This window comes from Enterococcus sp. DIV0240d, from assembly GCF_051711245.1.
Lineage (GTDB): Bacteria > Bacillota > Bacilli > Lactobacillales > Enterococcaceae > Enterococcus_D > Enterococcus_D casseliflavus.
In genome coordinates this window covers 335,500-358,332 of record NZ_JBIOMG010000001.1, presented here as the reverse complement: position 1 = coordinate 358,332, position 22,833 = coordinate 335,500, and the positions used below count along the sequence as shown (strand labels likewise).

18 protein-coding genes are annotated in these 22,833 nt (G+C 45.0%); 4 read left to right on the top strand and 14 right to left on the bottom strand.

Annotation, left to right across the window (positions count from 1 at the left end; genetic code table 11):
• Positions 1–143: 143 nt before the first annotated feature.
• The 3 genes from IGJ25_RS01680 to IGJ25_RS01670 form a co-directional block, all read right to left on the bottom strand.
• Entirely contained in the window at positions 144–1,373 is a 1,230-nt protein-coding gene (locus tag IGJ25_RS01680; protein WP_225000667.1) for an L-lactate MFS transporter, read from the bottom strand.
• 90 nt (positions 1,374–1,463) lie between these two features.
• Positions 1,464–3,890 (bottom strand): flavocytochrome c, encoded by a 2,427-nt coding sequence (locus tag IGJ25_RS01675; RefSeq protein WP_225000668.1) that lies wholly within the window; start codon positions 3,888–3,890, stop codon positions 1,464–1,466.
• Between the two features lie 18 nt (positions 3,891–3,908).
• On the bottom strand, positions 3,909–4,514 hold the full coding sequence (locus tag IGJ25_RS01670; protein ID WP_005226550.1) for an NADPH-dependent FMN reductase: 606 nt from the start codon (positions 4,512–4,514) through the stop codon (positions 3,909–3,911).
• Positions 4,515–4,777: 263 nt separating this feature from the next.
• On the opposite strand from IGJ25_RS01670, the gene IGJ25_RS01665 reads away from it, so the two are divergent.
• The gene (locus IGJ25_RS01665) at positions 4,778–5,692 is read left to right on the top strand and encodes a LysR family transcriptional regulator (RefSeq protein WP_010748521.1); all 915 of its coding nucleotides are present in this window, start codon (positions 4,778–4,780) and stop codon (positions 5,690–5,692) included.
• Between the two features lie 61 nt (positions 5,693–5,753).
• On the opposite strand, the gene IGJ25_RS01660 is transcribed toward IGJ25_RS01665, so the two are convergent.
• From IGJ25_RS01660 to IGJ25_RS01650, 3 genes are all read right to left on the bottom strand, one after another.
• On the bottom strand, positions 5,754–6,695 hold the full coding sequence (locus tag IGJ25_RS01660; protein WP_225000669.1) for an FAD:protein FMN transferase: 942 nt from the start codon (positions 6,693–6,695) through the stop codon (positions 5,754–5,756).
• 136 nt (positions 6,696–6,831) lie between these two features.
• Complete coding sequence (locus IGJ25_RS01655) at positions 6,832–8,040, bottom strand: NAD(P)/FAD-dependent oxidoreductase (RefSeq protein ID WP_005226547.1); 1,209 nt, start codon at positions 8,038–8,040, stop codon at positions 6,832–6,834.
• 31 nt (positions 8,041–8,071) lie between these two features.
• Positions 8,072–8,974 carry a prenyltransferase gene (locus tag IGJ25_RS01650; RefSeq protein ID WP_005226546.1) on the bottom strand — a complete coding sequence of 301 codons (903 nt, stop codon included), beginning with the start codon at positions 8,972–8,974 and terminating at the stop codon, positions 8,072–8,074.
• Positions 8,975–9,067: 93 nt separating this feature from the next.
• Here IGJ25_RS01650 and IGJ25_RS01645 point away from each other — a divergent pair, with 93 nt between their 5' ends.
• Positions 9,068–10,048, top strand: a complete 981-nt coding sequence (locus IGJ25_RS01645) for a polyprenyl synthetase family protein (RefSeq protein WP_005226544.1) — start codon at positions 9,068–9,070, stop codon at positions 10,046–10,048.
• A 54-nt stretch (positions 10,049–10,102) separates the two neighbouring features.
• On the opposite strand, the gene cydC is transcribed toward IGJ25_RS01645, so the two are convergent.
• From cydC to IGJ25_RS01620, 5 genes are all read right to left on the bottom strand, one after another.
• Positions 10,103–11,863: a thiol reductant ABC exporter subunit CydC gene (gene cydC, locus IGJ25_RS01640; RefSeq protein ID WP_225000670.1), complete on the bottom strand. Its 1,761-nt coding sequence runs from the start codon at positions 11,861–11,863 to the stop codon at positions 10,103–10,105.
• A complete protein-coding gene (cydD, locus tag IGJ25_RS01635; protein ID WP_225000671.1) occupies positions 11,856–13,577 on the bottom strand; it encodes a thiol reductant ABC exporter subunit CydD in 1,722 nt (573 codons plus the stop codon). Before cydD ends, cydC begins: the two co-directional genes overlap by 8 nt.
• Complete coding sequence (cydB, locus tag IGJ25_RS01630; protein WP_005226530.1) at positions 13,574–14,593, bottom strand: cytochrome d ubiquinol oxidase subunit II; 1,020 nt, start codon at positions 14,591–14,593, stop codon at positions 13,574–13,576. The genes cydD and cydB overlap by 4 nt, the downstream gene beginning before the upstream one ends.
• The gene (locus tag IGJ25_RS01625; RefSeq protein WP_015508715.1) at positions 14,590–16,020 is read right to left on the bottom strand and encodes a cytochrome ubiquinol oxidase subunit I; all 1,431 of its coding nucleotides are present in this window, start codon (positions 16,018–16,020) and stop codon (positions 14,590–14,592) included. The genes cydB and IGJ25_RS01625 overlap by 4 nt, the downstream gene beginning before the upstream one ends.
• A gap of 187 nt (positions 16,021–16,207) precedes the next feature.
• Entirely contained in the window at positions 16,208–17,167 is a 960-nt protein-coding gene (locus tag IGJ25_RS01620) for a helix-turn-helix domain-containing protein (protein WP_086294331.1), read from the bottom strand.
• A gap of 95 nt (positions 17,168–17,262) precedes the next feature.
• On the opposite strand from IGJ25_RS01620, the gene IGJ25_RS01615 reads away from it, so the two are divergent.
• Together IGJ25_RS01615 and IGJ25_RS01610 are read left to right on the top strand one after the other, a co-directional pair.
• Complete coding sequence (locus IGJ25_RS01615) at positions 17,263–18,204, top strand: ABC transporter ATP-binding protein (protein WP_015508713.1); 942 nt, start codon at positions 17,263–17,265, stop codon at positions 18,202–18,204.
• A complete protein-coding gene (locus tag IGJ25_RS01610; protein WP_086338870.1) occupies positions 18,201–18,953 on the top strand; it encodes an ABC transporter permease in 753 nt (250 codons plus the stop codon). The genes IGJ25_RS01615 and IGJ25_RS01610 overlap by 4 nt, the downstream gene beginning before the upstream one ends.
• Before the next feature lie 78 nt (positions 18,954–19,031).
• On the opposite strand, the gene IGJ25_RS01605 is transcribed toward IGJ25_RS01610, so the two are convergent.
• The 3 genes from IGJ25_RS01605 to IGJ25_RS01595 form a co-directional block, all read right to left on the bottom strand.
• Positions 19,032–20,471: a glycoside hydrolase family 1 protein gene (locus IGJ25_RS01605; RefSeq protein ID WP_081116684.1), complete on the bottom strand. Its 1,440-nt coding sequence runs from the start codon at positions 20,469–20,471 to the stop codon at positions 19,032–19,034.
• Positions 20,472–20,509: 38 nt separating this feature from the next.
• On the bottom strand, positions 20,510–21,781 hold the full coding sequence (locus tag IGJ25_RS01600; protein WP_225000672.1) for a PTS sugar transporter subunit IIC: 1,272 nt from the start codon (positions 21,779–21,781) through the stop codon (positions 20,510–20,512).
• Between the two features lie 110 nt (positions 21,782–21,891).
• Positions 21,892–22,698 (bottom strand): MurR/RpiR family transcriptional regulator, encoded by an 807-nt coding sequence (locus IGJ25_RS01595; RefSeq protein WP_061053535.1) that lies wholly within the window; start codon positions 22,696–22,698, stop codon positions 21,892–21,894.
• Between the last annotated feature and the right edge of the window lie 135 nt (positions 22,699–22,833).

Genomic DNA, 22,833 nt, shown 5'->3' with positions numbered 1-22,833 from the left:
TGAAATCAACGAGATAATTTCTTGCTATGAAACAGTTTTCTCTTTTGCTTCATCCGCCAATCCTCTGTTTTAAAAAAAGAAAAAAGAGTGGTTTTGGCACCAAAAAAGCAGCCTTTATCAAAAAGACTACTTTGGGTGAATTGTTATTTAATAACAGGTGCAGGCTTTTTGGCTTTTTTCAGCATCGCATAGCCAATGTTGAGAATGAGCCCAAAAACCGCCAAGAAAATTGCCGTATAAAAGGCTTTTGTATAATCTCCTTGGTTGCTTTCAGCGATTGCTGCTGCCACTCTAGGCCCAAAGAATGCCGCCGTAGAATAACCAATAAAGACGATCCCATAGTTGACTCCTTGATTGATCGGTCCGTAATTTTCCATAACGATCGATGGGAAAACCCCCATCACGCCCCCGAAGCACAGTCCTAAACCGATGATCCCGACAGTGAAGATCACGGTTGTCTGACCAAGTGTCAATAGGAATAAGGACAATGCCACCACGCCATAGATGATCATCAACGTATTCGTCCGACCAATTTTATCAGAAACGGTGCCCCAAAGGACCCGACCAAAACAGTTGCTCAATGAGTACAAGCTGACATAAAAGGCAGCGGCGGCTGCCGTCAAACCGAACATACTTTGCCCGATCACCGATGCGTTAGAAGCAATCATCAAACCTGAGAAAGCCCCTGCCCCTAACATAACGATAATCAAGTAGAAGGTTGGTGTCTTTAGCATGTCCAACCAATTCAGATTGATTTGTGGGCCATTTTTTCCTTGCGCCGCTGGTTGCCAACCTGCTGGGCGATAATCTTCTGGTGCCTTGCGAATAAACAGACTAGCCACTAAGACGATCACGATATAGGCGATCCCTAAAATCCGAAACGCTGCTAGTACATCTTGTGATTCGATCAAACGATTTGCAATCGGTGCGGCAATAATCGCTGCCCCACCCATACCTGCTGTGATCAAGCCAGAAGCCAGTCCCCGTTTATCTGGGAATAGCCGAATCGTATTGCTTAAACAAGCCGAATAGGCAAAGCCTTGCCCTAAACCAGCAAAGACTCCATAAGTCAGGTACAGCATGGCGGGTGAGTTGACCAATCCCGTCAGGAAGAAGCCCGCTCCGAACAACACGCCTCCACCAGCGATGACCCATCTAGCGGCTCCTCGGTCTGTCAGCAAACCACCCAAAATCATGGTAATCGGGCCAACTGCGGCATTGATGGTAAAGGCTAACATGATCTCTTCCATGGACCAGCCTTTTAATTGACTAAGAGGTCCTGCAAAAACACTAAAGGCGTAAACAGCGCCTGTACACAGCAATACCGCGGTCGAAGCGATCAGAATCAGCCAGCGATTGATTTTTGTTTCCATTTTTTCTCTCCTTTGCTTTAAGCATGTTACTTTATTCACATGTTTTTTCAAAAGCTAGCGCGCGTGACGAGACACAACGCGCAAGGCTTTTTATTCGAGATGTTCTGCGACTGCTGTTTTTCCAGCAATCCGGCCAAAAGTAAAGATGTCTGTCAACGAGTTGCCGCCTAAGCGATTGCCAGCATGGATCCCTCCAGCAACTTCCCCTGCTGCATACAGCCCTTCAATGATTTGATCTTCCTTCGTCAACACATGGGTTTGCGGATCGATTTTCAATCCCCCCATCGTGTGGTGAACCGCTGGTTTTCTTGGTGTGGCATAGAAAGGTGCTTTTTCCACTTTCAAGTCGAAGACATCTTTGCCAAACTCTGGGTCCTTCCCAGCATCCACATAGCTGTTGTATTTCGCAACGGTCGCCTCTAAGACGGCTGGATCAACATTGATCTGCTCTGCCAGGCCAGCCAAGGTCTCACTGCGGAACAGCGTACCAGCAGCTACTTGCTTATCGATTTTTTCTTGGCTCGTGTTATAAGCGGTTTTCTTGATCTCTTCATCCGCGATCAAATAGAACAATCCGCCATTATCGATCGCCGCTTGGGTCAATACATCGCGACTTTCGTATTCATTGACAAAGCGTTCACCCTTTTGATTGACCATCACAAAGTTAGCAGGTGGCACTTGCAGGCCACTGAACAAAGCCCCTGTGTTTGGATCAGATACGGGCATCATTTGCGAAAAGCCCATGCCAACAAGGTCCGCGCCAGCACTTTCCCCTAGTTTGATCCCGTCACCAGTGATCGCTGGTGAATTTGACGTTTTGATATCGTCTTCGATCTCTGTCCAATAGGTATTGTATTGTTTCAACATTTTCGTATTCGCTCCGAACCCACCAGAAGCTAAAATCACTGCTTTGGCATGGATCGTTACTTTTTGACCGTTACGGCCTTCCCCGATGATTCCAGTAACCTTGCCATCTTCGATCAATAATTCTTTGACAGGCGTATCGGTTAAGATCGTTCCCCCATGTTCTTTCACGAATTGATGCAAAGCAGAGACAAAGGCATACCCTTCGTTTTTGACTGGTTTATGTCCTCGGCGCCATTTCGCTCCTACTGGCATATCGACATTGTTCATATCAAATTCTACGCCGATTTCTTCTAGCCATTTCACTGAGTCCAATGCTTGATCCGTCAAGATCTTCACTAGCTCGTATTTCCCATAGATCGGTTGACCATTCAAATCTTTGCGTTTTCCGCCTAAATAGGTTTGAATTCGATGCCACAAAGCAGAATCAAACAAGTATTCTTTTTCTGGCGTCGTTTCTGAAAGATACACAGTGATTTGTGCCTTCAAAGCTTTGAAGTCTGGTAAGTATTCTGCATCGATCTCTTGCTCATCGATCGTCAGCACTTCTTCTAAAGCACTGCGTTCGCCAGGCAATGCGGAAAAGCCGTTTTGCCATTTTGGATCCGCGGCATTCATCGGTCCGCCAGTACGTACGGTATTGCCACCGATCGCTGGGAATTTTTCTACTAAGATCACATCTTTATTGGCTTGTAGCACACTGGCAGCCGCACTCAGACCCGCGCCACCGCCACCTACGACAACGACATCGGTGGTATACGTTTCATCTTCTGTTTGCAACGCACTGGCGGCTTTTGGCCGTTTGCGCAAGACATCTGGGTTCGCACCAGCCATTTTCACAGCTTTTGCTACACCATCAACGACACCGTTACTAGTAACCGAAGCACCAGAGATCGCATCGACATTTAAGGTTTGCCCTTCAATGATCTCTTGAGGAATCCGTACGAAAACGACATCAGCGATCCCTTCGGATTCACCAGAAGTATCGATATCGATAGCTTCGATCCGTTCTTCACTCAATTTGACGACCATTGGTAGATCCCCGTTATGTCCTGGTGCTGTGACGGTGTATTCGCCAGGCTCATAAACGACTTCTTCTGGTACGTTCAACAAATTAGCGACTTCCGTAAACCGAACAAACTTGCGGAAACAGCTTTCCAAAAAATCGACCGTTCGTTGATCTTTTAAATTGCCTTGTTCATCAAAGGCTTGATGCGCACGTCCCAACAAGAACTCATTTCCTGGCATGACTGTCGCATTGACACCCGGTGCATCAAGGATTTGGCGCAAATGAAGCTGTGCTCGCGAAGAGCCTTGTACATCGTAGGATGCACCGACGATCATCACTGGTTTGCCATCAAAGGGATGGAGATTGAAGGAGAGCCATTCCAAGACGCTTTTCAATGCGGAAGGAATTGAATGGTTATGCTCTGGTGTCGCAATGATCACCCCATCGGCTGCTAAAATCTTGCTATTTAACCGTTGGATCACTTCACTATTGGTTTGATCTTGTGTTTCATTGAACATTGGGACATCCTTGATTTCCAGTAGTTCAATTTCTGCTAGGGCAGCAAATTCTCGCTGCATAAACGCCACTAATTGGCGATTGGTGGATTTTTTGGCGTTCGTTCCGATTAGGCCGACAAATTTCATGACTGGTTCCTCTCTTTCTTATGCTTGTTCCCACGAAAATTTCTTTGCTCGTTCTTTAGCCGTTGAATATTCACTGACCAGACGGTTCGTGATTTCGACAAACAAGACAAATTCATTGAAACAATCTTCTAGTTCGGCAACTTTTTCGCTATCGATCAAGTTTCCTTGTTCATCGAAGGCTTGCATGGAGTGCCCTAATAAAAATTCCGCACTCGGCATGATTCGAGCTTTTACTTCTGGTGCATCTAAGATCTGACGCAAGTGGGCTTGGGCTCTCGATGAACCTAATGCACCAAGAGAAGCACCCGTGATCATCACTGGTTTATCGATCAAAGGCCGCGTCGTATAAGAAAGCCATTCAATCATGCTTTTTAGCACCGCTGGGATCGAGTGATCGTATTCTGGTGTACTGATGATCACCCCATCGGCTGCTTCGATCTTCTCTGACAAGGCTTGGACTGCCGCTGGTGCCGTCCGATCTTCTGGTTCATTAAATGCTGGCAGATCACTGATTTCGCAAAGTTCGATCTCCGCTTGGTCACTAAAATGGCTTTGAATAAATTGCAGTAAGCGACGGTTGGTCGAACGCGTCGAGTTGGTTCCTACGATTCCAATCAATTTCATTATCATCTCTCCTAATTGTGAATAATTTAACATTTAACAATAAATAAAAAGTTTTTGACCATTGGCTTTGATTTCTTTTTTCAATCGTTTCTCAAGTTGGTTTTTAAGACCTACTGAGATGAAAGGCTTCTTCCTAAACAAAAAAATCTTCCCCAAGTACCCATTTAGTGTACGACTGAATTCTTTATTTGTGAAATATTTATTTAACTATCTATCGATAACAAATTTGTTATAATGAGAAAAATGACTAGGAGGACCACGCAATGGCACTTAAAGATTCCCATCTGATGCTGCAATACCTCGATACCTTGTTAAAGCATAGCAACTATACCAAAGCCGCCAAAGACCTCTACATCTCACAGCCTTACTTGACACAAACCGTGAAACGTGCCGAACAAGAGCTAGGGACCCCCATCATCAATCGGCAGCCGGGTCATTTTCAACTGACGGAAGCTGGTAAAATCTATTATCAATATCTGGAAACCTTGGAAACAGAGTCTGCCAAATTGAAAAGTCGGCTGTCTTGGTATACCGCGACCGAGAAGCGTTCTTTGCGCTTAGGCATCTTGCCCAGCCTTGGTTCCTATCTGCTGCCACTCTTTTTGCCTGCATATTATGAACACTATCCCAACGTGCACTTTTTCTTGCGGGAAGACCTGCCCAAACACAATGAAAAACGACTGTTGAATGGGCAGCTGGACTTTTTTATCGGACAAAATCCTGAGACGATCGCACCGAATCTAACAGTCCACAGTACCAATCAAGAACGGTATCTAGCGATCATTCCGCCTTGTTCTCCCCTGTATCAACCAGAGAAGCGGTATTTAGCACCTGATTCATTGGCCGTCAAAGACTTGTTGCAAAGTCCGTTGATTTTGACCGCTAGCGGCTCGGCGATTCGGCGTCAAATCGATCAATTGCTGCAAAAATACAAAGTAGAGGCGACCGTTCTCATAGAAAGCAGCAATATTTATACAGCAGCAGCATTGGCAGAAAACAACCTTGGGATTGCGATCGTACCAGAAAGCGTGCTGCAAGCAGCGACCGCGACTCCTTTTAATCTTTATCCGATGCCAGAGGAACTTTTGTCCCTCACCTATTTTATTGCCCATCAAGCCGAACGGGCATTGTCAAACAGCGAAGCGGACTTGATCGAGACCTTTTTGCAACACGTCTAGCTTTTTTTTACAAAAAAACAAGCAGCCACCACCTATATTCCTAGGTGATCGCTGCTTGTTTTCATTCTGCTGTTGGCGTTTCGATCAAACGGGCTAATTCTTGCGGATAGATCAGTTCTCCTTGTTTGGTAATGACTAACCCAGTGATCCCTTCTAACGGCGCCAGCTCCTGCAAGATGGCTTGTGGCTCTTTGCCGAATAAGCGGGTCGTCCAAATCTCTCCATCAACCGATTGGTCGGAGAGAATTGTGACACTGGCAATGGCTGACTCTAACGGATAGCCCGTTTCTCGATCAAAAATATGATGATAGGTCTTGCCCGCTACCTGATAGGTTCGTTCATAGATCCCTGATGTAACGACTGATTGATTATGCACCTTCAACGCTGCAACAAAATTCCCTCTTGGTAAGAAAGGGTTTTGGATCCCGATCCGCCAATAGCCATCTTGATGGCTCGGGGCATCGCCGTAAGTCACCACATTGCCCCCAAGATCGATCAAAGCGGCTGTGACACCAACCTGTTTGAAATAGGTCATCAACAAATCAGCAAAATATCCTTTTGCCACAGCCCCTAGATCAAGCTTCATGCCAGCAGCTAACCCGACGGTCTGCAGCGTTTCATCCAAAACGATTTTGGCAGGATCAGTCTTTGGCAGCAGCTCCGCGATTTTCTCAGGCGTTGGTAGATGAGCATCTTGGAACCCGATCCGCCATTCCTGCACCAAAGGACCGATGGCAATATTTAAGTAGCTATCTTTGGGTACGCTATGGGCTTTCCCTAGTGCGATCAATTCAAACAATTCCTGTGTGGCAGCGATCGCTCCTTGTCCTGCCTGCTGATTGATCTGCATCAACTCAGACGTCGGGTCATTGGCACTAAAACGCTGTTCAAAGGCCGCAGCTCTTTTGGCTGCTTCCTCTAAGATCACTTCTGGGGTTTCATGCTGCACCCAAATCGTGATCACCGTTCCCATTCCCTGTAACACTCGTTGGCCTTCTGGCATTGTCCTTGCTCCTTTGTTCTGTTCTTTTGGCTATCATAGCAGTTTCTGGGAGAAAAAAGTAGTCTGCGGGATACCGCTGCTGCTTTTTTTGAAAAAAAACTGCGAGGTCACCCTCGCAGTCTGCTGTTTCTATTGCTCAATGATAAAAGTCGAAGCGGCCTTTCGCCAATACTTCTTTGACCCCACCGGTTTGGTACAAGGAACGGTCCATAATGGCTTTTTTCACCACGGAAGCGGGATAGCCTTTGATGCCCATTTTCCCTACTAAGCCAAAGGCATGGGTATTGCCGATCGACGCCACTGAACCTAATGATTCAAAGTGGAAATCTGCTGGTTTTTCCCCGTTCATTTGACGTAAGATATTTTTACCCGCATGCTGCCCCATCTTCAAAGCGATTTGAGCCGTTGTTGGATACGGGCGATTGGTCGCTGGGTCCATGACTGCTGAAACATCACCGACAACATAGACGTTACTATGATCAGGGTCTGTTAGGTCTTGATTGACCATCACGCGACCACGACGAGCAGAAAAGTCTGATTCAGCCATCACATGGCTGCCGCTGACGCCTGTGGTCCAAACGATGGTTTTGGCTGATAATTCTGCTGTTGCTCCTGTATCGGCATCATTTTGATAGACAACGACACCTGGTTTGATTGCTTTGATGGGTTTACCAGTCAGGAAGTTTACGCCCCATTTAACGAGATTTTTGATACCGTAATCCGATAGTTTTTCATCAAACATCGGTAATAAACGAGTCACTGCTTCGACACAGTACAGTTTGATGTCTTCTGGTTTGACACCTGCTGCTTTCGCGAAGGTTTTACGGTTTTCCACCAATGAACCTAGCAATTCGATTCCAGTGAAACCAGCACCGCAGACAACGATTTTTAGGTAGTCAGGATTTTGTGTTTCTTTGTATGCCTTCATTTGTTTCAACAAATGATGATAGATGTTTTCTGCGGAGTCGACATCCACCATTTCCAACGCATGCTCCTCGACCCCAGGGATCCCAAATGATTCTGATTCAAAGCCTAACGCCACGATCAAATAATCATACGTGCACGTGGATTGATCTTTAAAAACGATCACTTGCTGGTTACGATCGATCGACGCCACTTCCTTTTGAACAAAGGTGGTCTTTTGGGGACGAACGACATCATTGATGGGATAGCAAATGCGGTCTCTTGGTTGCGTACCGGCCGCAACTTCATGAAGATCGGTTGCCTCATAATGATAATCGTTTTTGTCGATCAATGTGATGTGAAACGCTTCTTTTGCTCCTTGCAGTACGTGCAATGCTCGCAATCCAGCATACCCTGCTCCTAAAATGACAACTTCCTTCATGTTTCCTTACTTCCTTTCTTTGCTGTAAAAATTATAAAATCAAACCAATCGCAAAACTCAGCACTTGTACGCATGCTCCGACCGCAAGGATCCGAACGGCACAAATGAAGGTCTCTCTTTTGATTTGTTTTTGCATAAATCGTTTTGTCTGTTGCCAGACAAAGGGCGCCGCGAAAAAGGTCAGAACCAGTGACCAAGGCGCAATGTTGAGGGCAACTGAGGCAATGATCGCAACAAACGCCAAGACGTTCATCGTGATAAATAATTTCAACGCACGGGCTTTACCAAGGTAATGCACCAGCGTATAGCGCTCATTTTTTTCATCCTCTTCCAGATCACAAATGTTGTTTGCCAGCATCAAGTTGGCGATCCATAATGTGTTGGGTAATGAGATCAAGAAAATACTGCCGATCGTGGCAATGTTCCATTCAAAGGTTTGATAGGCATTAAGGTAGACACAGATCAATGAGATCATAAAGCCCATCGTAAAGCCAGAAAAGAACTCGCCTAAAGGCAAACTAGAAAGCGGCCGTGGACCAGAGGAATAAAAGATCCCGACTAGGTAACAATACAGCCCCATCCAAAAGAGCGGCCAACCAACTACCATTGCCAAGGCGATTCCCATGGCGGCGGAAACGATGATCATGGAGACCATCAACCAAAAAACCAATTTGACAGACAACTGTTCCCGACCAATGATATTGGTTTTTTCTTTGTAATCATGCCCTTCTGTGGCATGATGGTAATCGTTGTAGTTATCTAAAATATCCACCGCCATATTGAAGATCAGCATGGCAATGAAATACAATAGGACATAGCCAAGATGAATCGTTTGATAATTGTACCAGCTGTAGCAGACACCAATGAAAAATGGCAAGATACTGGCGGTTTTTGCTTTAAATTCGACAAGTTCTAAAAATACAGGTAGCGTCACAACTTCACCTCCTTTAGCGAGTGCATTAAACTAGTCAATCACGCCCCTTTACGCTAGAATAAGGGCTGAATGACTGTTAGAAAGGGTTATACTATGTTTGACTTTTGGATCGATTATCCGACGATCGAACAACGATTGAAAACCGTATGTTCCATCATTGAAGAACACGTTACTGTTCGTAACAAAGAGATACAAGATGTTTTGATCGACTTTACTTATTCAGGTGGAAAAATGCTGCGGCCAGCGCTCTTTTTTTTGTTTGCTGACTTAGGCGATCCCCATTATAAAAAAACCGACCAATTAACAAAAATTGCTGCTTCTCTAGAAATTTTACACATGGCCACTTTGATCCACGACGACATCATTGACGATTCGCCGCTGCGGCGCAGTCAAGTCACTGTTCAAGCCAAATACGGCAAGGATATCGCGGTCTACACGGGTGATCTTTTGTTCACCCAATTTTTTGAGCTTTTGATCGAAAGTATGAATGGCTCCCCGTTTTTAAAAACCAACGCACAAGCCATGAAACGACTCCTTTTAGGTGAACTTGATCAAATGCACACTCGCTACAACATCCATGAATCGATTGACGACTATCTGCAAAGCATCAACGGCAAAACCGCTGAACTGTTTTGGCTCGCTTGTCTCGAAGGCGCTCATTTTGGCGGCCTCGACACAGAAAACCAAGAGCGGGCGGGTGAGATCGGTCGCAACATCGGGATCGCCTTTCAAGTATTCGACGATATTCTCGACTACACCTCTGATAGTGGCACCTTGAAAAAACCGATTCTAGAAGATTTGGCACAAGGAGTCTATACCTTACCGCTGCTATTTGCCAAAGAACAGGCACCTGCAGCATTCGCTCCTTATTTGAATAAAAAAGCAGCCCTCTCCTTGGCAGAAGCCCAAGAAGTTGCGGATCTTGTCGTCCGTTACGGCGGTGTCGAAAAAGCGCGCGCTTTCGCGGTCACCTACACGCAAAAAGCCTTAGACGACATCGATCTGCTGCCCGAAGCACCTAGCAAAGCCAAAATTCGTTCATTAACTGAACTGCTCTTGCAGCGCAATTACTGAGCCATAGAGCAATGAGAAGAAAAGCGTCCATCACTGATTGATGGACGCTCTTTTTTATCGTCGTCCTTGGTCAATGGCCAATAAGTGTTGAAAATGTTTGTTTTCTGCTGCCAATTCGGCAGGTGTTCCGCTCATGGTCAACTGACCATCTTCAATAAAGAGCACACGGTCCATCATCGAAATTCCTTGCAAGTGGTGGGTGATCCAAATGATCGTTTTGTTCTCCAGCACTTGGAAAAAGGTTTCGAGCACGCCTTGCTCCGTGATCGGGTCTAAGCCGACGGTTGGCTCATCCAATAAGATGATCGGAGTGTCTTTTAGCAAGATCCGCGCCAATGCCAAACGATGCCGTTCTCCACCAGAAAAACGCAAGCCGGCTTCATCCACCATCGTGGCCAAGCCGTTAGGCAAAGCTGCCACCATTTCTTTCAACCCGACTTGCTCCAGTACGCGCCAGACTTCTTCTTCCGAAGCCGACTCATTGCCTAGCCGAATATTATTCAAGACGGTCGTATGGAAAAGATAGGGACTTTGATTGATGACACCGATCAAGTCACAGATCGACTCACTCAATGCCGTCACAGGTAGGTCGTTTAAGGTGATTGACCCTTGGGTCGGTTGCAGATCGCCTCGCAACAAGGAGGCAAATGTACTTTTCCCAGAACCGCTGCGACCAAGGATCGCTAGTTTTTGATGCGCAGGAATCGTTAGATCCAACCCATGAAGCACTTCTTTGCCTTCAGGATACTGAAAATGCAAGTCCTTGACTGTGATCGACACGAGGCCCGTCACTTCAGGTACTGACGGTTGCTCCATGGAGACCTCTTGGCGATTTTCTTCTGGCAATGCATTGAAGCGATCGATAGAGTCTTTGTAGCGATTGGTTTCTTGAGCAGCTGACGGTAATGGCGCAAATGCATCAACTAAAGGAAAGACACACAGGACAAAGGCAGCGATCCAGTTGGCTGCTCCTCCGTGGTTACCTGGAAAGCGAATGCTGGTCCAAAGCAGCAATGCGACAGCGATCACTCCAAAGATGCTTTGTAAAAGAAAATCACGCCGGCGATCAAAGGACAGCATCTGTTCATCCACCGCCCGCAACTGCGTTTCCAGTTCCTTATGGGCAGCCACGTACTCGCTGCCTCTTTGAGAGAAGACCCAATCAGAAACCCCTAATACATTATCCGTCAATGTCGTATACAAGTTGTTTTTCATGTGTTTTTGCTTTTCTTGCCGCGCGCCGTTGATGATCACCGACCAAAGTGGCAAGACAAAGACGATGATTCCTAATAGCAGCAGCATCACCAAAGCAAACCACCAAGAAAAATAGCCGAGTCCAATGATCAAGAACGCATACAAGATCCAAGCGATCACGGTAGGAAAGATCGTCCGCAAATACAGGTTTTGAATATGGTTGATATCTTCTGCCAATAAGCCCAAGATATCCCCCGTGCGATGTGCTTGCTTAAAGAAGATCGCATCTTTTTCTACTACGTTGTACAATTTCAATCGCAAATTAGAGGTCATGCGCAAGACCCAGCTATGACTGGTCAACCGTTCCAAATAGCGAAAGACTGGACGGCCGATCCCAAACGCTCGGGTCAGTACGATGGGGATGTAAACCAATAGAATGTTTTCTGGGATCGATGCCGAGCGGCTGATCAGGTACCCAGAATTAAACATCAGTGCCCCACCACAGAAAAAGGTCAAGAAGCCTAGGAATAAGGCCAGCGCCAAAACGTTTTTGTATTTTGACAAGAAAGGCTTGACCCACGTATCAGTTTTCAATGAGCGCAATAAGCCGATTTTATTCAAGCTGTTCCCTCCTCATTCCATTGACTAGTTCTGTAAAAGCACCTTGCTTTTGCTGCAGTTGTGCCAAGGTTCCTTGTTCCACGATTCTTCCTTGATCCATCACGATGATTTCATCCATTTCTTCCATCCAGTGCAAGCGATGGGTTGCAAAAAAGACTAAATGGTTTTCCATCAGCGGTAGCATCCGTTCTTTTAAGGCAACTTCGGTTTCAATATCCAAATGAGCCGTTGGTTCATCAAACAAAAGAATCTTTCGTCGCTGGTCTAAAAAGGCACGGGCTAGAGCGATCCGTTGGGCTTGTCCGCCACTTAGATGCCGTTCCCCTTCACCTAACATCGTGTCCAACCCTTGCGGCAGCTCCGCCAAAAGCTCAGTCAAGCCTGCCACTTCAATGGCTTTCAGTACGGCTTCTTTGGTAGCTGTCGGCTGATAAAACGCGACATTTTCCTGCAAGGTCAACCGATAGATATAAGGATTTTGCGGAATATAGATCAGCTGTTCTTGCCAGCTTGCTTGGCGAAAGGCCGTGGTCTTCGCCCCTCCAAGAGTGATCTCGCCACTGTCTGGCACGAGAAAGCCACTCAAAGTATTGATCAAGGTAGACTTGCCAGAACCGCTCAGACCGATGATCCCGATCTTTTTGAAGCCAGTCACGTTCAAGTTGATATCCGTCAAAGCCGCTTTTTCCTCGTAGGAAAACGCCAGCTGATCGATCGTTAACTGGGCGTCTTCCTGCCAACGAGGCACCGTTACTGCCGGTACTTGGGCTTCGGGCTGATGCAAGATCTCCGTCACCGCAGTCATCGCATTTTTCCCGTCTAAGGTTGCATGGTAATCACTGGAAAAGTCGCGGATCGGCAAGAAGTATTCTGGTGCTAAAATCAAGATGGTTAACGCTGGAAACAGCAAGATTCCTTCATTGATCAGCCGCAAGCCTAGCAAGACTGCCACGACGGCAATCGATAAGGTCGTGAAAAAGTCTAAGGCGAAGGTCGATAAAATACCGACTTTTAATGAAGCCATCGTCGCTTTCCGAAACCGTTCGCTGGAAGCAAAGATACTCTTGCCATATTTTTTACTGACCCCAAACAATTTCAGCGTGTCGATCCCTCGCAGGGAGTCGATGAAATGATTGGACAGTAATTGAAACGTTCGGTATTGTTTTTCCGCTTTGCTTTGCGCGGCATAGCCCAAGATGATCATAAAAATGATGATCAAGGGGAACACCAACAGCAAGACCAAGCCGGATTCCCAATCCAGATAAAAAACGAGTGCCAAAATGACCCAAGGAATGATCGACATATTCATGATTTTGGCAAGAATCAATTTCAAGTAGTTTTCGACTTGGTTGATTCCTTCCAAGACCATCGTTGTTACATTCCCCGTCCCTTGCTGTTGTGCGATCTGAGGACCGACCCGAAACAATTTCTCCAACAATTGATCCCGCAGATCGGCGGCTTGCTGGTAACTGTAATCATCAAGTCTTTTGGAACGGAAATAGATAACGGCTTGTCGGGCGATAAACGAACAAAAGAACAGCAGAATCCAGCCCCACTGTTCCTCTAATGGTCGTCCTTCCCATAAGCCAGTGATGGCTCGTGCCAATCCATACGCCTGCCCAATAATGAAGAGCGCCTGCAGGAACGAAAGTCCCGCAAGCAGCCCTAAAAGTTGTTTCATTCCTGGGAGCTTCATGATTTGTTTATCAATCATTTATACCCCTCCAACGCCTCCGTATGACTGATCCGTTTACGGAAGATATAGTAACTCCAAGCCGTATAGGCCAAGACGAAAGGCAAGATCGTCAGTGAGAGATAACTCATGATCTTCAATGTGTAGCGGCTTGAAGACGCATCAGCGATCAACAGGTCATAGCTTGAATCGATCGAACTGATCAAGACTCTTGGGAATAACCCTGTGAAGATCAATGCCACCAAAGCGATCAACGTCAAGCCGCTCGCAATGAAAGCCATCATTTCTTTGCCTTTAAAGACGCCGATATTTGCAATCAGTGTCAGTACAACGATCACGAGCAACAAACCAAGCGTTGTCGCAAAATGATTTTCGAAGAAATCCGTTTGGAAGTAAAGCATCACAGCAAAGACGACTAAGCCTGCATATAAGATGCCATAAAAAATACTTGCATAGTTGCGTGCCCGTGCCCGAATCGGACCTTCCGTTTTCAAAGCGATATAGTTTAATCCGTGCAAGTAGCACAACAAGGTCAACGCGATCCCGCCAACGATTGAAAAGGGATTGACGTAATCCGTAAAGGTTGCCGTCATGTTGCCATCTTCACCCAAAGGCATTCCTTGGATCATGCTGACAAACATCAGACCGAAGAAAAACGGTACGATCGTACTGCCGATCGTCAACGTCCAGTTCCAAATGTTTTTGTGTTCTTTCGGGAAGTTTGCTCGAAACTCAAAGGAAACACCGCGAATGATCAACCCGACTAAGATCAATAACAAAATCAAATAAAAACCGCTGAACAAAGAAGCATACCAGTATGGAAACGAGGCGAACATCGCTCCGCCAGCGGTCAATAGCCACACTTCATTGCCATCCCAGACAGGCCCGATCGTTTTAACGATCTGGTCTTTTTCCTCTTCATTGTGAGCCAATGTCTGCACAGACATCCCCACACCAAAGTCAAACCCTTCTAAAAAGAAGAAGCCAGAAAATAAAAGCCCAATCAACGTGAACCATAGTAATTGCAGACCGGTCATCCTTCAAACGCCTCCTTATCAAATGGGTCTTCGTACCCTTCTTGGTTGTCTCCTTGGCTGATTTCGCCGAAGGCTTCTTTTTCAGGTCCATGATCCATTTCCCGTTTCACCAGATAGACCATCGTTCCGCCTAAGCCAGAGAACAAGAGGAAGTAAACGATGTTTGAGATCAAGAGTGAGGTCACGGAAACGTTTGGTGACACACTATCTTCGATCGTAAACAAGCCGTAAACCGTCCATGGGTAACGTCCTAACTCCGTGATCAGCCAACCAGCTGTATTGGCAATAAATGGGGTGAACAAAGTGATCGCCACTACCCAAAGCAGCCAGCGTTTTTCAAAGAGCCACGGTTTCTTCTTACGCGTAAAATACAACCCCAGACCAGAAACCAACAGCATCAAGGCACCAAAACCAGCCATGATCCGGAAGCTCCAAAAGAGTGTGTTGACCGGCGGGTAGTAATTACGATCGCCGTAGGTTTCAATCAATTGCTGATTGACCGTATCCATCCCGTCGATGGAGCCGAAGGGTTCATTGAAGGCTAAGATACTCAACATATATGGAATCGAAACACCGAAGACTTGGTGATGTTCTGCTTCATTCGCCCAAGCAACGACGGTCCAAGCCGCAGGACTCCCAGTATCTTCATACGCCCCTTCCATTGCGGCAAATTTCATTGGTTGTTCTTCAACCAAGTATTTCATTTGTTCATCCCCAGCTAGCAAGACGGTGAATGAACCGAACAATGCCACCGCAAAACCGATCCGCATTGATTTTTTGAAGAAATCACGTTCAATGTCTTTGTCTTTCTTCAACAGACGAAAGGCTGATAAACCAGCAACAATGATCCCACCCATCGTGATGGCAGCGGTGATCACGTGTAAAAACTCATACCACACCTGTGGATTTGCCAATAATGCACCGAAGTCAGTCATTTCTGCCCGGCCATTGTTCAAGGTATACCCCACTGGATGCTGCATAAAACTATTGGCAGCTAAGATCCAAAACGCCGATAGCATCGAACCCAGCGTCACCAACCAGAAAAAGGTGGCGTGCAGCTTGGGACTGACCCGATCCCATGTAAAGATCCACAGTCCTAAGAACGTCGATTCTAAGAAGAACGCCAACAAAGCTTCTAAAGCCAAGGGCGCACCAAAAATATCCCCGACAAAACGAGAATAGTCTGACCAGTTCATCCCAAATTGAAATTCTTGAATGATCCCTGTCACGACCCCGACAGCAAAACTCAATAGAAAAATATTTCCCCAAAACTTCGTCATCCGGCGATATTTTTCATCTTTTTTGATCACATAAAGTGTCTCCATAATTGCAACGACGACACCAGTTCCGATCGAAAACGGTACAAAGAAAAAGTGAAAAATCGTCGTCATCGCAAACTGGATTCGCGCTAGTGTCACAATATCCATCCTACATCCTCCTATTTCATAAAAAGTACATTAAAATAATTCTAAATAAAGAAAAATTCCAACTTCGAATATACTCCTCTAATCAGTAAAAAAGAAGCAAATTGCTTGCATTTACTGATTTTTAATCACTTCCTCTCCGATTCTTAAACATAAGGCGCTTTCATCGGCGGGAAACAGCTTTTTCTAGCTACTCCCAGCCAAAGCGGGTTCCTTCAGAAAGCAATGGATCACTCAATAAAATCCCTGGAAACTCTTCTTTCAATACAGATGTGCTTAATAATTGATACATAGCAAACGTGTTCTTCATCCCTAATCTTTCCAGCTGATCTAACGTTTGCTGCATCAAGTCCGCTGCTTGTGCCTTATTTTGTTTTAATAGACATGTCCAGCCTTCAAAAAACGGCATAAAGATCGCTTGTTCAATGTGCTCTTTTTCATAAACATGATCTCGCCATAAATGAAAGGTCTTTTCCGCATAATTCGCCTCGTCGAAAACAGCAAAGACAGAAAATACCGTCTCAAACGTGTTGTACAAAATATCTTCATTGCCAGGAATTTTTGCAAAGCGCTGACTCTTTTTGATGGCGATCGTCAAGCAGCGCCAAAGCAAAGCCGGCTCCATCGAAATTGCTACGCGGGCAAACAGCCGCAGCTCATAAACACCCCATGTATCGGTATTCAGCAAGTAATGCTTGGCAGAGTCCAAACAGTAATTGTGTTTCAGGTAAGCCTCCTCGATGGGCACCCCTTTAAAAAGCTCCTCTTTCATCAAGTAGTCAAAACGGATCAGTTGTAAGAAGTGGTCCAGCTCCAAGGAGTAATGCTGTTGAAAGTACGTGGTCAGCTTTTGATATTTCTTTTTTAATTTAGGTACTTCATCAATGGATTCGATCCCCATCGAACGGACATAGTCGACCATTAGCTTTTGAGCCTCCGAATGATGCTCCCCCGTATGCAGCAGCTGAAATTCGGCAAAACTCACTTCTAGTTTATCTAGCAAACGATGAAATCGTTCGCAGGAAATCGTCGTTTTGCCATTTTCAAATTGCGATAACAAAGACATCGACAATTGTTCATCCACTAATTCCTTCAACAACAAGCCTTTGCTTTTGCGAAGCTCTTTCACTGTCGCACCATAATTGTTCATTTTTTCACCTTCTTTTTCAATATATTGAAATAAGCAGTTGCTTTTCCCGAAGAGCCTTTATAGTTGAATTATCTTATAGAAACGAGGGAAAAGCTATGGATACCCATATAAAAAAGAAAATGCTTCACGTGAAACATTTACAAAAAAGCTTCAAAGACAAAACCGTTTTGAAAGAGGTCACTTTTGACGTCACTCCTGGCGAAGTATTTGTCTTACTAGGATCAAACGGCGCTGGAAAAACCACTTTAGTCAAAATTTTGTCCACTATCCTACCTTTTGACCAAGGAACCGCGCTAATCGACGGGATCGACTTGACCAAAGATCCAGCAGCGATTCGCGAGAAAATCAGTCTGACGGGGCAATTTTCCGCCGTCGATCAAGAACTGACCGGACGAGAAAACTTGCTGATGATTGCTGCCTTGCGCCATGTCAAAAACAAACAATTTATCGTCCAACATTTGTTAGAGCGTTTTGATTTGGTGGATGCCAGCAACCGACTAGTCAAAAATTATTCTGGTGGCATGCGACGACGCTTAGACATCGCCATGAGTTTTATCGGCGAACCTGACCTGCTCTTTTTGGATGAACCGACGACCGGGTTAGACCCGCAAAACCGCTTAGCCACATGGCACATGATCAAAGAGATCGCCGCTCAAGGACGAACGATTTTCCTGACGACCCAATACCTCGAAGAAGCAGAATTTTTAGCAGACCAAGTCGCCATCTTGCATGAAGGGAAAATCATCTTGCAAGGAACACCAACGGAAGTCAAAGCACTACACCCTTCACAAACGATGGAAATCAGCGTATTGACGAAAGAACACTTGCAGACCGTGCGTCAGCATCTGTCTGATTTTCCGCTGCAAGTCAATGAGTCCAGTCTCTCTCTGGCATTTCCCGTCAGTCAAGACTTCCAGCATTCCTTCACGCTGTTGCAGGAACTCAATCAACTACCGATCACTATAACCAGTTTTAATCAAAAGAATGCTTCGTTAGAAGATATTTTTCTAACACTTGTCCAAGGAGGAAACCAATGAAAGCAATTATAGAAACCAACACCTTATTCAAACGCAATCTCTTGCTATCGATTCGCAGTATGGAGACTTTGCTAAGTGGGATTTTGACCCCAGCGATTTTAATGATCCTCTTCGTCTATGTCTTCGGGGGAGCCATGAACGTCGGCGATACCTCTTATGTCGATTTTGTCGTTCCTGGTGTTCTCGTCCAATGTATCGCCCAAAGCGCCTCCTCCGTTGGGGTAACGGTGACGGAAGATTTGAAATCCGGCATGGTGGAACGGCTGATGACCTTGAACATCTCTAACTCAGCCTTTTTAAACGGGCATGTCTTCGCCGCGACCCTTCGGAGCTTGATCAGCACCTTGGTCGTGTTGATCGTCGCCATGATCATCGGTTTTCGCCCCCAAGCCACAGTTACTGGCTGGGGACTCGCCTTCCTATTGATCTTTTGCTTCACCTTCGCTTTTACTTGGGTCTCCGTTCTAGTTGGTCTCATCGCCAAAAGCCCCGAGACAGCGACCTTGTTTACTGTCTTGATCACCCTTTTGCCCTACTTAAGCTCTGGTTTCGTCCCTACGGAAACCATGCCGCGTCCGTTAGCCATTTTTGCTGAATACCAACCAATGTCGCCGATCATCCATTCTTTGCGAGGGCTTTTGTTAAACTTAAAAGATACCACCTTGATCAGTGCCTTTAGCTGGTGCGGCGGTATCGTAGTGGTGAGCTGGTTCTTGGCACGAATGCTTTATCAGAAACGGTTACGCTGATGGCGCTGGCTCCCTTTTTTGACTCTCTTATAAAAAAACGGCAACGACTAAGCTCCTGCTTCGTCGTTGCCGCTTTTTTTAATCGAGGACTTCTCCGTTAGAAGCCGTCACTTTCTTATACCAGTCAAAGCTGGCTTTTTTGTACCGTTTTCCTGAACCATTGCCCCAATCATCTAGATCTACGTAAATGAACCCATACCGCTTGCTCATTTCTGATGAGGAGCAGCTGACAAGATCGATCGGTCCCCAAGGATAGTAGCCGATCAGTTCTACGCCATCATAGATTGCTTCTTTCATTTGTTCAATGTGCTGTTTCAGAAAATCAATGCGATACGTATCATCGATCGTCCCTTCTTCATTCAATGTCTCATAAAAGCCCATACCATTTTCTGTGATCATGATCGGCAATTGGTACCGATCATAATACTCATTCAAAGCGATCCGCAGCCCAATCGGATCAATTGCCCAGCCCCAATCATTTGCTTCTAAATAAGGGTTAGGCGAAGCTGCATCTTCTTTCCCGTAGTTTTCACTATGAATGATTCGCGTGTAGTAATAGGAGAAAGAAACAAAATCAACCGTATGCTTAAAGTCCGCTTCATCGTTTTCCCCAAATTGAATCTCGATGCCGTTTTCTTCAAAAAATCGATAAGCATAATTCGGATAAGTTCCCCGCGCAAGTACATCTGAATAATAATATTCCATTTGATTATTTTTGAGAGCACTCAAAACATCCAACGGTTTACAAGTAGCTGGATAAACATTGCCATAATAAGACATCATACCAATTTGAAAAGAAGGATCAATTTCTTTGCCTACTTTGATCGCTCTCGCACATGCTACCAACTCATTGTGAACCCCTTGGTACTTAGCTTGCTTCAGATTGTCGACGCGGTCAGCGGGAATACCAAGGTGGTTAAACGATTCGTGGGTAATCAAGTTCATTTGATTGACTAAGATCCAATATTTGACCTTCCCTTGATACCGTTTGAATACGACTTGCGCAAAATGAACAAAGAAATCAATCAGTTTACGATTTGACCAGCCGTCATAAGCCATCGCTAAATGGATCGGCATTTCATAATGAGACAAGGTGATCAAGGGTTCCATGCCGTTTTCAAGGATACAATCGATCAATTCGTCATAAAAGCGCAACCCTTCTTCGTTAGGCGTTTGCTCGTCTCCCTTTGGAAAAATCCTCGCCCAGCTAATAGATGTTCGAAACGAATTCATGCCTGTTTCTGCCAAGAGTGCCAGATCCTCACGAAATGTATGGTAAAAATCGATCCCATCCCGTTTCGGGTAACGCCCTTCTTGATCATTTAAAGCAAATTCTACGTCTGCCGTCGTTATTTCTTTGTTGCTTTTCTTTTTTATATCGATATCATCACGAAAGCGATTGATGTCTGCCACGCTCCAGCCTTTTCCCCCTTCAAGATAGGCCCCTTCTAATTGATTTGCGGCAACTGCACCTCCCCAATAAAAATCGGCAGGAAATTGCTTCTTATTTTTCTTCATGTCATTGCTCCTCTTCTCAAAATTTGATTGCTCGCCTCTTAGACTGATGCTTCGGTTTGACCTTCTTCAAGCACTAATTTGCGCTCATAGGCCTTGAAGAAAGGATAATAAATGCCCAAATAAATCAAGAAATTCACCACTACTAAGACAGCACCACGAATGCTGGCTGTTGCGATCACTGCCGAAAAAATACTCGGAACCGTCCACACAGCCGCTAATGGATACGCCATTCCGGGAACAAGGTTGGACACAAAAGCGAAATAGGTCACGAAAGTGGTCACGATTGGTGCCACGACAAAGGGAATCGCCAGTGCTGGATTCAAAACGATCGGCAACCCAAACAACAACGGCTCATTGATGTTGAAGACCCCAGGAATAAAGCTGAGACGACCAAGCTGTTTTAAAAATTTTGATTTGGAGAAACACATCATTGCGCAAAGTGCTAAGGTTCCTCCGCCACCGCCGATCCATAAGAAAGTAAAGATAAACGGCTGTACCCCCAGATTGGGAATCGCTTGTCCGGCTTGTGCTGCTGCCATGTTTGCTTCAGAATTGACTAGCCAGATCGGCAACATCACCGTCGCTAATATTTGCGGATGAATTCCGAATAGCCACATGATACAAGTCAATCCTACATAGACCAAAGGTGCTGCTAACGAGTTGGAAGAAACACTTAACAATGGTGTGATCAAACTTGCAATCAGGGCATTGATGTCAAAGCCGATCAAGTGAACAATGATCCAAACGATCGTCATTGAAAAAAACACGGGAATAATCACTTCAAAACTGCTGCTGACATTCGTAGGGACTTGCTCTGGCAGTTTAAACCCAATATTGTATTTTTTACAAAGGCGCATGCACTCGACTGCTAATATAGCTGTCAAAATACTAGCAAACATGCCTTCTCCTCCAAGATATTGCGTAGAGATAAACGTTCCTTCATCTAAAGAAGTGAAGGTCAATGTAGTAAAAAAGGTAAAAATTGCAGAAACGCCCCCTGCCAAACTATCTAGTTGGTAGCTTTGCGCTAATCGTGCGCCAATGCCAAAAGCTGCATAGATCGAAAGCAGTCCCATTCTCATATTGAAGGGAATGATCAGTTTTGCCACTAAGTCGGGATGATTGCCCATAAATGATACATACGATTGAGGCCATGGAATATACGGAATCAATAAAAAGATCGATCCGATCACTGTGATTGGAATCGTTGCGATCAACCCATCGCGAACAGCACTCAAGTGACGTTGATTAGAAAGTTTCATCATTGGCGGCATCACTTTGGTTTCAATAAATTGCATTAATTTATCCATCAGTAAATCCTCCTAAATTTTTTAAGATATATCTTAACTTGAATATAAGCGCTTTCTCATAAGGAAACAATAAAAGCTATTTTCCAAAAACGGAAAATAGCTTTTTACGTTTACTCTTTTCTCATATTCATAATCATAAAAATCATCCATAGATGAAGCACTTTTTGCGAGTAATAATTCGACGACATCAATGGAACGACCTCTTTAAACAAGACACGCTCTTCAAAGAGACTGCTTTGAGCGGCTTGCTCGCTGAACGTCAATAAAACTTTCTGACAGGTATTTTTTTCAAGCAAGTAGGCCTTTTTGTCGATCCAGCTGCCTGTTAGATTGATCACAAAACAGATATCTGTTTCCCGCAATACTTGATCAATCAACTGGTCTTCCGCATTACGGTTCACTTCAAAAACGATATAGCCCATTTGACTAAGCAGTTCCCGCAGGAGATTAACAACCGAAAAAGAATAGCTGTTACCCAAGATCGCCACTCGTTTTTTTCGTTTCATTTCTTCTGCGATCCGTGTGCATTGGTGTTGATCAAATTGGTCAAAAATCTGTTTTTGGACCATGTACTCTCGGGCTAAAAATTGGTCAACCATTTCAGATACTTCACTCTTTGTATCGAGATTCGCAAGCATCCCTTCAAACATCGTATTCGCCAAATGGTACTCTTGTTCAAAATAAATCGTGAGGTCATTACGCATTTCTTTAAAACTAGCATAACCAAGTTTCTTACAAAATTTAGTGATACTGGCAGGCGTCGTCTGTGCCGCATAGGCGATTTCTTCAATATAGATCGCAGGAAATTCATCGATCCGCTCAATTAAAAGTTTTGTTATCAAAAAATTCAAATCGTATTTTTTGCATTTAAATAGATGTTCATTTAAACGAATGTATACTTGACTTGTCGTTTTCATAGCGACCACCTCACTTGCTTATTTACGCTGCTGGTTTCTTCTATCTTAGCATAGGCATCCATTTCTTAGAACCTTTCACTTATCGTACCTTTTAATAGAAAGCAAAAAAAGAGTCCGCCTACGCGCAACTCTTCG

Bases quoted from the DNA above. Each gene is read 5' to 3' on its own strand.
- IGJ25_RS01680 (WP_225000667.1), bottom strand. From the start codon at position 1,373: ATGGAAACAAAAATCAATCGCTGGCTGATTCTGATCGCTTCGACCGCG.
- IGJ25_RS01675 (WP_225000668.1), bottom strand. From the start codon at position 3,890: ATGAAATTTGTCGGCCTAATCGGAACGAACGCCAAAAAATCCACCAAT.
- IGJ25_RS01670 (WP_005226550.1), bottom strand. From the start codon at position 4,514: ATGAAATTGATTGGAATCGTAGGAACCAACTCGACGCGTTCGACCAAC.
- IGJ25_RS01665 (WP_010748521.1), top strand. From the start codon at position 4,778: ATGGCACTTAAAGATTCCCATCTGATGCTGCAATACCTCGATACCTTG.
- IGJ25_RS01660 (WP_225000669.1), bottom strand. From the start codon at position 6,695: ATGCCAGAAGGCCAACGAGTGTTACAGGGAATGGGAACGGTGATCACG.
- IGJ25_RS01655 (WP_005226547.1), bottom strand. From the start codon at position 8,040: ATGAAGGAAGTTGTCATTTTAGGAGCAGGGTATGCTGGATTGCGAGCA.
- IGJ25_RS01645 (WP_005226544.1), top strand. From the start codon at position 9,068: ATGTTTGACTTTTGGATCGATTATCCGACGATCGAACAACGATTGAAA.
- cydD (WP_225000671.1), bottom strand. From the start codon at position 13,577: ATGATTGATAAACAAATCATGAAGCTCCCAGGAATGAAACAACTTTTA.
- cydB (WP_005226530.1), bottom strand. From the start codon at position 14,593: ATGACCGGTCTGCAATTACTATGGTTCACGTTGATTGGGCTTTTATTT.
- IGJ25_RS01625 (WP_015508715.1), bottom strand. From the start codon at position 16,020: ATGGATATTGTGACACTAGCGCGAATCCAGTTTGCGATGACGACGATT.
- IGJ25_RS01620 (WP_086294331.1), bottom strand. From the start codon at position 17,167: ATGAACAATTATGGTGCGACAGTGAAAGAGCTTCGCAAAAGCAAAGGC.
- IGJ25_RS01615 (WP_015508713.1), top strand. From the start codon at position 17,263: ATGGATACCCATATAAAAAAGAAAATGCTTCACGTGAAACATTTACAA.
- IGJ25_RS01610 (WP_086338870.1), top strand. From the start codon at position 18,201: ATGAAAGCAATTATAGAAACCAACACCTTATTCAAACGCAATCTCTTG.
- IGJ25_RS01605 (WP_081116684.1), bottom strand. From the start codon at position 20,471: ATGAAGAAAAATAAGAAGCAATTTCCTGCCGATTTTTATTGGGGAGGT.
- IGJ25_RS01600 (WP_225000672.1), bottom strand. From the start codon at position 21,781: ATGGATAAATTAATGCAATTTATTGAAACCAAAGTGATGCCGCCAATG.
- IGJ25_RS01595 (WP_061053535.1), bottom strand. From the start codon at position 22,698: ATGAAAACGACAAGTCAAGTATACATTCGTTTAAATGAACATCTATTT.